This window comes from Polymorphospora sp. NPDC050346 (assembly GCF_040655695.1).
Lineage (GTDB): Bacteria > Actinomycetota > Actinomycetes > Mycobacteriales > Micromonosporaceae > Polymorphospora > Polymorphospora lycopeni.
In genome coordinates, this window is the sequence record NZ_JBFAKM010000010.1 from 157,272 (window position 1) to 169,802 (window position 12,531).

At 72.4% G+C, this 12,531-nt stretch carries 9 protein-coding genes; 4 read left to right on the forward strand and 5 right to left on the reverse strand.

All coding sequences use genetic code 11. From position 1 onward, the window contains the following. Window positions 1-13 precede the first annotated feature (13 nt). Together AB0I42_RS13330 and AB0I42_RS13335 are read right to left on the reverse strand one after the other, a co-directional pair. The gene (locus tag AB0I42_RS13330; RefSeq protein ID WP_357537052.1) at window positions 14-1,798 is read right to left on the reverse strand and encodes an ABC transporter ATP-binding protein; all 1,785 of its coding nucleotides are present in this window, start codon (window positions 1,796-1,798) and stop codon (window positions 14-16) included. Continuing rightward, window positions 1,798-3,699, reverse strand: a complete 1,902-nt coding sequence (locus AB0I42_RS13335; protein WP_357537054.1) for an ABC transporter ATP-binding protein — start codon at window positions 3,697-3,699, stop codon at window positions 1,798-1,800. The genes AB0I42_RS13330 and AB0I42_RS13335 overlap by 1 nt, the downstream gene beginning before the upstream one ends. Before the next feature lie 353 nt (window positions 3,700-4,052). Between AB0I42_RS13335 and AB0I42_RS13340 the strand changes: the two genes are divergently transcribed. From AB0I42_RS13340 to AB0I42_RS13355, 4 genes are all read left to right on the forward strand, one after another. Continuing rightward, window positions 4,053-5,792, forward strand: coding sequence for a condensation domain-containing protein (locus tag AB0I42_RS13340; protein ID WP_357537056.1), 1,740 nt, complete (start codon window positions 4,053-4,055; stop codon window positions 5,790-5,792). 206 nt (window positions 5,793-5,998) lie between these two features. After that, the gene (locus AB0I42_RS13345) at window positions 5,999-6,508 is read left to right on the forward strand and encodes a DinB family protein (protein ID WP_357537058.1); all 510 of its coding nucleotides are present in this window, start codon (window positions 5,999-6,001) and stop codon (window positions 6,506-6,508) included. Window positions 6,509-6,808: 300 nt separating this feature from the next. Continuing rightward, window positions 6,809-8,113: a serine hydroxymethyltransferase gene (locus AB0I42_RS13350; RefSeq protein ID WP_357537060.1), complete on the forward strand. Its 1,305-nt coding sequence runs from the start codon at window positions 6,809-6,811 to the stop codon at window positions 8,111-8,113. A 72-nt stretch (window positions 8,114-8,185) separates the two neighbouring features. After that, complete coding sequence (locus tag AB0I42_RS13355; RefSeq protein WP_357537062.1) at window positions 8,186-9,955, forward strand: NAD(P)/FAD-dependent oxidoreductase; 1,770 nt, start codon at window positions 8,186-8,188, stop codon at window positions 9,953-9,955. A gap of 9 nt (window positions 9,956-9,964) precedes the next feature. Here the strand turns inward: AB0I42_RS13355 and AB0I42_RS13360 are convergent, their stop codons facing one another. From AB0I42_RS13360 to AB0I42_RS13370, 3 genes are read right to left on the reverse strand one after another with little or no spacing between them, the layout of a single operon-like run. Then, window positions 9,965-11,125 carry an acyl-CoA dehydrogenase family protein gene (locus AB0I42_RS13360; protein WP_357537065.1) on the reverse strand — a complete coding sequence of 387 codons (1,161 nt, stop codon included), beginning with the start codon at window positions 11,123-11,125 and terminating at the stop codon, window positions 9,965-9,967. After that, window positions 11,122-12,057, reverse strand: coding sequence for a hypothetical protein (locus AB0I42_RS13365; RefSeq protein WP_357537066.1), 936 nt, complete (start codon window positions 12,055-12,057; stop codon window positions 11,122-11,124). Before AB0I42_RS13365 ends, AB0I42_RS13360 begins: the two co-directional genes overlap by 4 nt. 4 nt (window positions 12,058-12,061) lie before the next feature. Then, window positions 12,062-12,379 carry a phosphopantetheine-binding protein gene (locus AB0I42_RS13370; protein WP_357537068.1) on the reverse strand — a complete coding sequence of 106 codons (318 nt, stop codon included), beginning with the start codon at window positions 12,377-12,379 and terminating at the stop codon, window positions 12,062-12,064. Window positions 12,380-12,531 lie beyond the last annotated feature (152 nt).

Genomic DNA, 12,531 nt, shown 5'->3' on the forward strand with positions numbered 1-12,531 from the left:
CGGGCGCCCGGATTCACCGGTAGGCCTCCGCCTGCAGCTCGTACAGCTCCGCGTAGAGGCCGCCGGCCCGGACCAGCGCGGCGTGGTCGCCGGCCTCCACGATCCGCCCGTCGGCGACCACGATGATCAGGTCGGCCATCCGGACGGTGGAGAACCGGTGCGAGACGAAGACGGTGATGGCCCCGGTCTTCGCCGCCAGCTCGCGCGACTGGGCGGCGTACCGCTCGAACAGCGCGTGTTCGGCGGCGGCGTCCAGCGCCGACGTCGGCTCGTCGAGGACGAGCAGGAGCGGCTCCTCGCGCATCAGCGCCCGGCCGAGCGCGAGCTTCTGCCACTGCCCGCCGGACAGTTCGGTGCCCTGGGGGAGGGTCTTGCCGAGCGGGGTCTCCAGCCCGTGGTCGAGCCGGTCCACGACGTCGGTCGCCTGTGCCCGCTCGAGGGCGGCCGACACCGCCGGCCCGGAGGCGATCCGGGGCAGGTCGCCGACGCCGACGGCCTCCCGGGCCAGGAACTCGAAGCGGACGAAGTCCTGGAAGCCGGCCGCGATCCGGGACCGCCACTGTTCGAGCGGGATCCGGCGCAGCTCGACGCCGTCGACGAGGATCTCGCCCCGGACCGGCTGGTAGAAGCCGCACAGCAGCTTGACCAGGGTGCTCTTGCCGGCCCCGTTCTCGCCGACGATGGCCACGGAGGTGCCGGCCGGCAGGGTCACGTCGACGTCCCGCAGGACCGGGGCGGCGGCACCGGGATAGCCGAACTCGACACCACGCAGCCGGATGCCCTCGCTGAGCCGGGTCGGCGGCTCGCTGTCGGTGGCCACCGGTTCGGCCGTGTCGATCAGTTCGCGCATCTCGTTCAGGCGTACGAAGGCGTTGGTGATCTGCTGGAACTGCTGCAGCTGGGCCACGGCCGCGGCCACCTGCTGGTTGACCTGGGCGGCGAGGGCGATCGACAGCACCACCTCGCCGACCGTGCGCCGGCCGGCGGCCGCGTCGCGGACCACGAGCAGGATGCAGACGACGTATCCGGCGGCGAAGCAGAGCTGACCGGCGGTCCGCACCAGGGTCGCCGCCTGGTGCGAGCGCCACAGCCGGCGGGTGACGCCGTCCCACAACGACCGGTGCCGGGCCAGCACCTCCCGCTGGAGCCGGAAGACCCGCAGCTCCTTGGCCGGTCCGGCGTCGGTGGTGATCTGGAACAGGCGCTGGGCCACCCGGTCGTCCTGGGCCGTGGCCAGCTTGGCCCGGTCGACCATCCGCTCGGCGATCCGCCCGGTGACCAGGGGCGGTACGGCGGCCAGCGGGAGCAGGAGCAGGAACGGGTTGACCATCGCCAGCAGCACCGCGGTGAGCACCATCGCCACGGCCAGCCCGGCGAGGGCGAGCAGCGCCTCCAGGCTGCTGCGCAGTTGCTGCATCTCGCGGCGGAGCACGGTCAGCTTGTCGGCGTAGTCGGCCCGCTCGTGGTGGGCCAGCCCGGGCGACCCGTTCGCCAGGGCGATGATCTCCCGGTCCATGTGGACCACGTTCAGTTCGGACAGCTCGAAGTGTGCGATGTGGGCGAAGTGGCCCAGGGTGAGCGCGGCGACGGCCAGCGCGGCGACCGTGACACCGGCGAACACGGCGTCGGCCACCCGGCCGTCGAGGGCGGCGTCGATCAGCCAGCGCAGGCCGAGCGCGGTCAGCGGCGCGGCCACCGCACCGGCGATCATCAGCGTGACCGCGACGATCGTCTTGCGCCGGTTCTGGTGCCAGCAGATCGACAGCAGTTGCCGGGCGGTGGAGAACAGGTCCCGCATCAGGCCGCCTTCGCGTCGTCGGTGAACCGGCTCGCCTGCAACCGGAACAGTTCGGCGTAGCGGCCGCCGAGGCGTACGAGTTCGTCGTGCGAGCCCTGTTCGGTGACCCGCCCGTGTTCGAGTACGACGATGTTGTCGGCGTGCCGGACGGTGGAGAACCGGTGTGACACGAGGATCGTGGTCATCCCCTCGGTGAGCCGGACGAACTCGTCGTAGAACTGGGCTTCCGCGCGCACGTCGAGGTTGGCGGTGGGCTCGTCGAGGACGAGGATCGAGGCGCCGTGGCGCAGCGCGAACAGCGCCCGGGCGATCGCCACCCGCTGCCACTGCCCGCCCGACAGGTCCACGCCGCCGTCGAGGTGCCGGGCCAGCGGGCTGTCCAGCCCCTTGGGCAGGCGGTCGAGGGCGTCGAGGATGCCGGCCGCGTCGGCGGCGGCGCGGATGCCGTCCCGGTCGGACAGGTGCTCCACCGCACCGAATCCGATGTTCTCCGCCGCCGACAGGTCGTGGCGCAGGTAGTCCTGGAAGATGACGGCGATGTGCCGCCGCCACCCGTCGACCGGCAGCTCGCGTACGTCCACCCCGTCGACGCGTACGCTGCCCTTGGTCGGTTCCTGCAGCCGGGCGAGGAGCTTGACGAGGGTGGTCTTGCCGGCTCCGTTGACACCGACGATGGCGGTCGACCGGCCGGCCGGGATGGCCAGCTCCAGCCCGTCGAAGACGGCCCGGTTCTCGCCCGGGTAGCCGAATCCCACGCCGTCGAACCGGATGCCGCTGGCCGGGGCCCGGACCTCGTCCCCGTCGTCCGGGCCGGTCGCCGGGGTCATCGCCCGGACGCTGCTGTCGAAGGTGCGGACCGCGTCGTAGGCGTTCATCCCGAACTGGGTCGGTACGTCGGACTCCGGGTACTGCTCGCCGAGGCGCAGCGCCGCCAGGACCGCCTGAAGGGTGACGACCAGGTTCGTCAGCGGCAGCGCCCCGGCCGCCTCCGCGCCGACCGATCCGAGCAGCGCCGCGGTGACCAGAAGGGCGGCGGCGGCCATCCACAGGTGCGGCTTGAGGAAGACCCGGCGCCGGGCCGCCCAGACCAGCACGATCCACTTCATGTATCCGTCGCGGTAGCGGTCGGCCAGCCAGCCGGCCAGCCCGAAGACCCGGATCTCCTTGCCGCCCGGTGCGCCGGCGCCCACGTCGCGCAGGTAGTCGCTGCGCCGACGGTCGGCCGCGATGACGCGCCCCACCTGCGAGTATCTGCGTAGCCCGCCGCGCTGTCCGTGGCGCAGGAACATGACCACGGCGGCGACCGCGACGCCCATCAGCCACGAGAAGAACAACCCGATCAGTACGACGTGGCCGGCGAGTTGCACGTACCGGGCGACGAGGGCGAGCAGTCCGGCGCACGCCTTGCCGGGGCTGGTGAAGCCGTGTTCGAGTTCGCGGCCGGCGTCGCCGAGCTCGTTGAGCAGCCGCTGGTTCTCCAGCGGTGCGACGGTCGGGCTGCGCAGCGAGGCCGCCATCAGCATCCGGGTCACCTTGCCGTCGACCCGCCGGGCCACGAGTTCGCCGAGGGCGCTCTGCAACGGGGCGAGCACCTGCTGGCCGACGAACGCCGCGGCGGCGATCCAGAAGGCGAGCATCATGTCGGCCCACGCCGCCGAGTCGGCGCCGCCGGCCACCGCGGCGGGCACCTGGCCGAGCAGGACGCTCGTCGCGACGACGAACGCCACCGGCAGCAGCCCGAACACGACGTTGAACAGGGTGAGGGCGACGGTCAGCGGCCAGCCGGCCGTCGGGATCAGTTTCGCGATCTCCCACCGGGGCCGGGCGATCGCGCCGGCATGGACGATCCCCTGCCTGATCCGGTCACGCCGCCGGGGATGGGCTGGGGCGTCGTTTCGCAATTCCGTCTCCAGAACGTGATCGGTGGCGGTGGCCGTCGTCGGGCGCCGGCCGGAACGGCGACGTCGTGCGGTGCCCACCGTCCTCTTCGGAGCGTCGCCGCTCGGGAACGTCACTTCTGCGGGACGTCACTCTGATGCTGCTCGCCGGAACGTGGTGCCACGCCGGCGGCCGGCGCGATCGACGCGTGGCTATCGGACGGACGATACCGCATCACCGGGACGTCGTGCCGCCTCGCCGGAACGGCCGGCGACGCGACTCGTTGACCCCGGTCCGGGCGCGACGGTACGCTCCAGGACCCGCTGGATCATCAACGACGCCCGCCGATGCGACGACCGGGGACATCATGTGCGCCATGCCGATCCGTCACCTGACGTTCGACGCCGGTGAGTCCGTCACCGCCCCGCTGACCTGGGGCCAGTACGCCATCTGGAAGCCGTTGCAGTGGTTCGGCGACGCCACCGCGTCGTTCAACCTCAGCCGGTCGTTCGAGCTGGCCCGGCCGGTGAGCGGCGCGCGGTTCCTCGACGCCGTACGCGCCCTCGTCGAACGGCACTCGTCGCTGCGTACGCACTTCGTCGACGGCGAGCAGCGGATCGCCGGCACCGGTGAGATGGCGGTCGCCTTCCACCCGCTGCCGGACGGCGCCGACGCCGCCGCCCACGCCGCCGACATCGCCGGGACGCTGACCGCCGACAGCTTCGACCTGACCTCGGTGTGGCCGGTCCGGTTCGCCGCCGTGCTCTCCCCGGCGGAGCAGGTCGTGGCGGTCGTCATGGTCGCCTCGCACGTGGCGGTCGACAACTGGGCGGTGGAGAGCCTGGCCGAGGACCTGCGGGTGCTGCTCGGCGCCGAGCCCGCGCCGGCCGCCGAGCCCGACACCGCCTGGTCGCCGCTGGAACAGTTCGAGTTCGAGCGCTCGGAGGCCGGCCGGCAGCTGGCGGCGGGGGCGCTGCGGCACTGGGGGGACCGGCTGCACGCCGCGCCCGCGACCATGTTCGACTTCGCGCCGGTGCCGGCCGCCGGGCCGCCGATCCACCGCTACCGCATGGTGTCCCCGGCGGTCGCGGTCGCGACGCCGATCCTCGCCGCCCGCTCCAACACCTCCATCTCGACGGTGCTGCTGACGGTCACCGCGCTGTGGCTGGCCGCCTACTCCGGCCAGGACGCCGCGGTGCTCCAGTTGATCACCGGTAACCGCTTCGACGACCGGCTACGTGCCCTGCGGGCACCCACCGCGCAGGACGGCCTGTTCGTGCTGCCACGACAGGACGTCGCGCTGTCGGCGGCCTTCCGCCAGGCGTTCCCGGCGGCCGTACGCGGCTACCGCAACGGCCAGTATCACCTCGACGACCTGGTCGCGCGGCAGGCGGAGGTCGGGCTCGCCCGTGGCCTGCGCTTCGACCTGTCGGCGTACTTCAACGACGCGCGCCGCGACCGCGACTGGGCGCCGCCGGCCACGGTTCCGGACCCGGCCGAGCTGGCCGGGCTGCGGGCCGCGAGCACCTTCAGCCGGTTCGAGTCGCTGCCCCGGCACGACATGAAGTTCATGCTGAGCTTCAACCGGCCCGAGCCGGACCGGTGCGGGCTGGTCCTGCTGGCCGACGGGCGCTACCTGCCCCCGCCGGTCGGGGAGCGGTTCCTGCGTGGCCTGGAGCTGGTCGTCTGCACCGCCGTGCACGAGGAGTTGTCGGTCGCCGACGTGGCCAGGCTGTGCGGGGTCGCGCCGGTCGTACGGGGCCCGGACTGGGTTCGTACCCGGGCCGGCTGGACCCGGCCGGAGGCGGTGCGGCGGCTGGTCGCCGGCCTGCTGCCCGGCACCGCGGTGACGGTCGCGTGCCGACCGGCGGCCGGCGCGGAGCAGGTCGTCGACCTGGAGGTCTACGTCGCCGTCGACGGGGCGACGACCCCCGAACCGCTGCCGGACCTGCACCGGCGGGTGGTCGCGGCGCTGCCGGACGAGCCCGGCGTCGTCGCGCCCGACCACTACACCCTGTGCCGGGGGCCTGTGGGCCCGGACGCGGACCTGGGGCGGTGGGAGACGCTGCCGGTCATCGACCACGGCACCGGGCGCCAGGTGCCGGTGTCCCGATGAGACGAAAGGCGCCACTCGTCGCGTCGAAATCATTTCGACGGACGCTCCATTGCCGATAAGCGAGTTTGCCGGCGGTTTCCTCGTCCAGTTCTCGGGCCGGAAACAAGTTTTGCGCACCGGGCGTGAGCGGAAAGTGCCGGATTCGGGCGCCGTCTGATCGAGGGCCGTGCTTGCACCGTCCGTCGCGGCGTGAATAGCATGGCCGGGTGGGAGACTTCGAGATCCTCTTCGAGCATCACATCTGGGCCACCCGGGCGCTCATCGAGCATTGCCAGACGTTGACGCCCGAACAGCTCGCTCTCTCGACGCCGGGCACGTACGGCGCCATCGTGCCGACGATCACCCACATCATCGCCGAGGACCAGCGGCTCCTGCGGCGGCTCACCGGCGAGGCGGCCGAGGTGCCGGTGGTCGAGGAGGAGTCCTTCACGCTCGCCGAGTTGCACGCGGTGTGGGCCGGGCAGAGCGAGCGGTGGCGCGACGTGCTGCGGCGCCGGGAGGAGATGGAGGTCACGTTGCCGCCGCGCGGCCCGTGGCCCGAGGTGACCGGGGCGCGGCCGCTGGTGCTCCTGGAGGCCCTCCAGCACGGCAACGACCACCGGACGCACGTCTGCTCGGTCCTCGGCGCGCACGGCCTGACCGTGCCGTTCCTGTGTGGCTGGATGTTCTGGCGGTCGACCGGTCGGGTGACCGCGGCGGAACCGGCGACGGCGTAGCGCCGGCCGACCGCATTTCATCCCGGAATCGGCTGAACGGTCAAGATTCCAGGCATCTCCGATCCAATTTGTGTGGACGGACAGCCCGCCTTTGTCGACGCGTCCGGGCTCGCGTTAATGCGACTGCTGGCCGGCGTGGGAGCGATCCCGCCGACTGTCACCAGTTTTGCCCGATATGGATAGCCGACGCTGTCCACCTCGCCGTCGGCGGCCTCTCCCTCGGCTCATTTGATGGCCGTCCACATGAGTTACATTGGTTAATGCGCAATGAAGATCATCATTGAGTGGGACGGTGGCTGAGTGGGTGAGCCTGTGTCAGGAGTCGACGACGTCTCGGCGCTGAGAGGCGCGGACGCGACCATCGCCCGGATGATCGAAGAGGAGCTGACCCGGCAGTCCACCACCATCAACCTGATCGCCGCGGCGAACTACCTGACCCCGGCGGTGCGGGCCGCCATGCACCCCGCGCTCGAAGCGGTGCACTGCGAGGGATACCCGGGCCGCCGCTACCACCAGGGGCAGGCGGTGTCCGACGCCATCGAGCGGCTCGCCGTCGAGCGGGCCTGCCGCCTCTTCGGCAGCGAGCACGCCAACGTCCAGCCCTACCGGGGCACCATGGCCAACCTCGCGGCGGCGCTGGCCGTACTCCAGCCCGGCGACCCGGTCCTGGGCCTGCAGACCGCCGCGGGCGGCCACTACTCCACCGGCGGCTCGCTGCACCTCATCGGCCGGATGTTCCGGGTGGTCCCGTACGGCCTGCGGCCCGACACCGGCCGGCTCGACCACGACATGATCCGCGCCCTCGCCCACCGGGAGCGGCCCCGCGCCATCTTCTGCGGCGACACCTCGTATCCCCGGCTGTGGGACTTCCGCGCGCTGCGTGACATCGCCGACGAGGTCGGTGCCGTGCTCATCGCCGACATCTCCCAGTCGGCCGGGCTCATCGCCGGCGGCGCGATTCCCAGCCCGGCACCGCACGTCGACATCATGACCGCCGCGACCTACAAGACCCTGCGCGGTCCCCGCGCCGGACTCATCCTGAGCACGGCCGCACTGGCCGACAAGGTCGACCGGGCCGTCTATCCCATCTGCCAGGGTGGGACGAACGTGCGGATCGTGGCCGGCATCGCCGCCGCGCTCGGCGAGGCGCTGACCGACTCGTTCCGGGCCTACACCAGGCAGGTCGTGGAGAACAGCCGCTGCCTCGCCGACAACCTCGTGCTGTGGGGCTTCGACCTGGTCACCGACGGGACCGAGAACCACGCCTGCCTGGCCGACGTACGCCCCCTCGGGGTGACCGGCGACGTGGCGGCGCAGTGGCTCTCGGCGGCCGGCATCCTCAGCAACGGCAACCAGATCCCCAACGACCCGAGTAGCCCCCGCCGACCCAGCGGGCTGCGCCTGGGCACGGCGGCGGTCACCACCCTCGGCATGGACCCACCGGTGATCGCGGAGGTGGCCGGGCTGGTGGCCCGGGTGCTGCGCAACGGCGGCCGGCAGAACGCGGTCGAGGAACAGGTACGGGCCAGGGCCGCGGAGATCCGCTACGGCTACCACGCCTGGAACGACGCCTGGTGGGGGCTTGATGTCGAGGAACTGGTCTGATACCGGTAAGCCCGGACCGACCACACCGCCACGACACCGGCCGGATGTCTCATGTCGACAGGGGAACGACCGATGACCGACAAGGAAGCGCTGAAGCGCCGGTACGCACTGGAGCGTGACAAGCGGCTACGGCCGGACGGGCCGCTGCAGTACCGCCGGTGGGAAGACAGCCGCCCGGATCCGTTCACCCCGGTCACGCCACGTCCGCCGAAACGCGACCACGTCACCGTCGCCTTCATCGGTGGCGGCTTCGCCGGCCTGGCCACCTGCGCCCAGCTCAAGCAGGCCGGCGTCGACTCGGTCCGGATCGTAGAGAAGGGCGGCGACTTCGGCGGCGCCTGGTACTGGAACCGGTACCCGGGCGTGCAGTGCGACACCGCCTCGTTCGTCTACATGCCACTGCTCGAAGAGACCGGCTACATGCCGTCGGAGAAGTACGCGCACGGGCCGGAGATCCTGGAGCACTGCCGGCGCATCGGCAAGCACTTCGACCTCTACGCCGACGCGCTCTTCCACACCCAGGTGACGGACCTGCGGTGGGACGGCGACCACTCGCGGTGGATCGTGCGCACGGACCGGGGCGACGAGTTCACCGCCCGGTTCGTCGCACTCGGGACCGGGCCGCTGCACGTACCGAAGATCCCCCGCATCCCGGGGCTGAAGACGTTCGGCGGGCACAGCTTCCACACCAGCCGCTGGGACTACGAATACACCGGCGGCGACCCGCTCGGCGCACCCATGGACCGGCTGCGGGACAAGCGCGTCGCCGTCATCGGCACCGGTGCCACCGCCGTGCAGTGCGTGCCGCCCCTGGCCCGCGACGCCGCCGAACTCCTCGTCTTCCAGCGGACGCCGTCCTCTGTGGACGAACGCGGCAACCGGCCCACCGACCCGGCCTGGTTCGCCGAGATCGCCACACCCGGCTGGCAGCAACGCTGGCTGGAGAACTTCACCGCGAACCAGACCGGTTCCGCACGCGAGGACCTGGTGATGGACGCGTGGACCGATCTCGCCCGCCGGGCCCGCGACCGGATCCGCAAGCTGCCCCGCACCCAACTGACCCGCGACGGCATCAACGCCGCGTACGAGGACGCGGACTTCGAGAAGATGGAGGAGATCCGCGCCCGGGTCGACACCGTCGTCGACGACCCGGAGACGGCGCGGCGGCTCAAGGCGTGGTACCGGCAGCTCTGCAAGCGACCGTGCTTCTCCGACGAATACCTCCAGTCGTTCAACCGGCCCAACACCCACCTGGTCGACACCGACGGGCGCGGCGTCGAACGGATCACCGCGACCGGGATCGTCGCCGGCGGTGTCGAGCACCCGGTGGACTGCATCGTCTACGCGACCGGGTTCGAGGTCAGCACCCCGTTCACCGAACGTGGCGGCTTCGACATGACCGGACGCGACGGGCGACTGTCGGACTACTGGGGTGAGGGAATGCGTACCCTGCACGGCATCCACGTGCACGGGTTCCCCAACGCGTTCTTCGTGCAGCCCTCGCACGGCGCCCGCCTGATCGCCAACATCCCGCACAACCTGACCGAGTCGGGGACGACCATCACCGGCATCGTCCGGCACGCCCTCGAGCACGGCCACGACGAGGTCGAGGTGACCCGCGAGGCCGAGGACGCCTGGATGGAGCTGCTGCTGGGATCGACCAGCAACGTCGGATCGGCCGACTGCACGCCCGGCTCCTACAACAACGAGGGCCAGGACTCCGGCCCCCGGCGGGCGTTCTTCGTCGGATATCCGCAGGGCGCCCAGGCGTTCTTCCGCTTCATCGGGCAGTGGCGCGCGACGGGGACGTTCGACGGCCTGGAGTTCCGCCGCCGGGATTGACGGACCGGGTCAGAACAGCGTTTTGAGGATCCGCAGCGAGTCGCCGACGTTGTCCAGCAGGCGGTCGTTGCGGATCATCAACGGCGCGCTCATCGCGTCCCGTAGCTGACGGCCGAGGGCGACGTCGGTGTCCAGCAGGTAGGCGTCCAACCCGACCGCGGCCATCGCGCCGACGACGATGTCCACCACCCCACGGGACACGCGGACCTTCAGGCTGTTCAGCTCGACGGCGCCGCGGAGCCCGGCGGTCGGTCCGGCCGTACCACCATCCGGCCGGACCGACACCGCCGCCGCCTGCCGCCGGCAGAACCCGTCCAACTCGTAGAAGGCCGCGACCTGCTCGGTGTAGCCCGGCGGCAGCGCGCGTTGCCCACGGCCCGGCCGACGCAGGTGCCGGCCCGCGGTCTCCAGCGCGTCGGCGGCGATGCCCAGCCACACCGCCGACCACAGCACGTGGCTGACCGGGAACATGGTCGCGGCGAGGATCTCCGCGAACGCGGCCGGCAGGACGCCGCCGGCCGCCGCCCGGGCGTCGACGGTGGCGCCGACGCTGGCGGTTCCGCGCAGGCCGAGGGCGTTCCACGGCCGGGTCGCCCCGACCTTCGTCCACTCGCCGGCCGGTGGGTCCGTACGGCGCAACAGGACGAGGACCTGGTCGGTGCCGGCCGTGTCGGGGCCGCGGCGGGCGGTGACCAGCAGGGCGTCGGCCTGCTCCCCGTACGACATGGTGCCGACGTGCTTGCGCAGCCGGACGTGGTCGCCGTCGGCTTCGACGGCGGCGGTGCTGGAGCGGATGTCGCCGCCGTGCCCGTCCTCGGAGGTCCCGGACGCGACGAGCAACTGCCCGGCGGCGGCGAGGCGCAGGAAGTCGCGGCCGGGCGCCCCGCCGTGCGCGACGAGGCACGCGACCTGGATCTGGTGCATCGCGAAGATCATCGCCGTCGACGCGCAGGACTTTCCCAGGATCGTGCAGACGTCGGCGACCTCGGCGACGGTCAGCCCGCCGCCGCCGAGGTCGCCGGGGATCAGTGCGGCGAGCAGCCCCTCGTCCCGCAACGCCGCCACCGACTCGTGCGGGAAGCGGCCCTGCCGGTCGACGTCGTCGGCGTGCCGGCGCAGGACCACCGCCGCCCGCCGGGCGGCCTCTGCGGCGGCCGGCCCGCCGGTCACCGGTCCTCCGCGGCACCGTCGTCGGTCGCCCGGTCCGGCCGGCCGGCACCGAACGCCCGGCGGGTGACCTCCGGCCAGTCCCGCGGGCTCGGGCCGTGCTGGAGGAACGCGGCCAGGACGACCCGTTCCAGCCCGAACCCCACGCACGCCGAGACTGCCGGCTGCCCGTCGCCGCCGGTGACGCCGTACGGGCGGGTGAAGTGCGTCTCGTGGTCGTTGACCGAGGCCAGCGCGACGCCGCCGTCGTCGGTCGGGCAGACGTACTCCTGCTTGAGATCGCGTTCGAGCTGCTCGCGGGCGAGCATCCGGCCGCCGGAGCCGAAGAACGGGTCGGTGGCGACCGCCCGCGTGACGGTCAGGCCGAAGCCGGTGAACAGCCGCCCGGCGAAGTCGTGGGCCCGGGCCAGGAACCGGTCGACCGTGGCCCGGTCGCCGACGCAGACGATCTCGTGCATCCGGAACATTTGCATCCGGAAGGGGTCGTCGCTCGGCTCCCGCCGGAAGCAGTAGCCCATCGTGTCGTACCACGCGCCGCCGCCGACGTCACGGCCGGCGAGGTGGGGGTAGACCGGGTAGCAGGCGGCCGGGCACGGTGCCAGCTCCGACGGCCGCAGCAGCTCCTCCCACGCGCCGTCGCGGTGCAGTCGGGCGGCGACCGCCGTCTCGCGGCCCGTGGTGTCGGCGCAGACGCTGATCGTGCCGGCCAGGTGTGGGAACGAGCGCAGGTAGCCGACCCGGTGCAGTTCGTCGACGGCGACCGCCGGCGGATACCGGACCACCGTCGCGCCGACCTCGGCGGCCATCGCCGAGACGGCCGAGCCGACGGCATCCACCAGGCTCTCGAAGCGCCCGTCCCGGCCGTACAGGCCGGCGACGGCGGTGGGGAACAGGTAGCCGTCCCGGCACAGCGCCTGCCGAAGCCGCTGGCGCACCGGGTCAGCGGCCCTCGGGAAGGAACGGGGAGACGGCCGCCCACAGCGTCGCCGGGGTCTCGAAGTTCTTGCCGATCAGGACCTCGTCGGGAAACTCCACGTCCCACTCGTCCTGCAGGAGCAGCACCAGCCCGGTCCGGCCGAGGCTGTCCAGGCCGAGCGCGGCGAGGTCGGTGTCCGGCGCTATCCGGTGGCCGCCCGGGACCTCCGGCAGCATCGCGACGACCGCCTCCTCGAACGCGGACGGCCAGTCGCCGGGCCGCTCGGTCCCCTGGTCGGCGCCGGTGGCCGACGGGGCAGCCGGATCCCCAGTTGTCTGCACGTGCGGGCCTTCCTTCGCTGGCTGGACCGGGCCGGACCGGCGCTTCGGGTCGACGCCCGCCGAACCCGTCAGCGCCCGTCGATTCCGTTCACGCCCGTCGATTCCACTGTGGCATGCTTGTCGCGGTCCGCAATGGTCCGGTGGCATCACGA

Excerpts from the sequence above, each read along its gene's own strand:
- AB0I42_RS13330 (WP_357537052.1), bottom strand. The coding sequence starts at position 1,798 with ATGCGGGACCTGTTCTCCACCGCCCGGCAACTGCTGTCGATCTGCTGG.
- AB0I42_RS13340 (WP_357537056.1), top strand. The coding sequence starts at position 4,053 with ATGCCGATCCGTCACCTGACGTTCGACGCCGGTGAGTCCGTCACCGCC.
- AB0I42_RS13355 (WP_357537062.1), top strand. The coding sequence starts at position 8,186 with ATGACCGACAAGGAAGCGCTGAAGCGCCGGTACGCACTGGAGCGTGAC.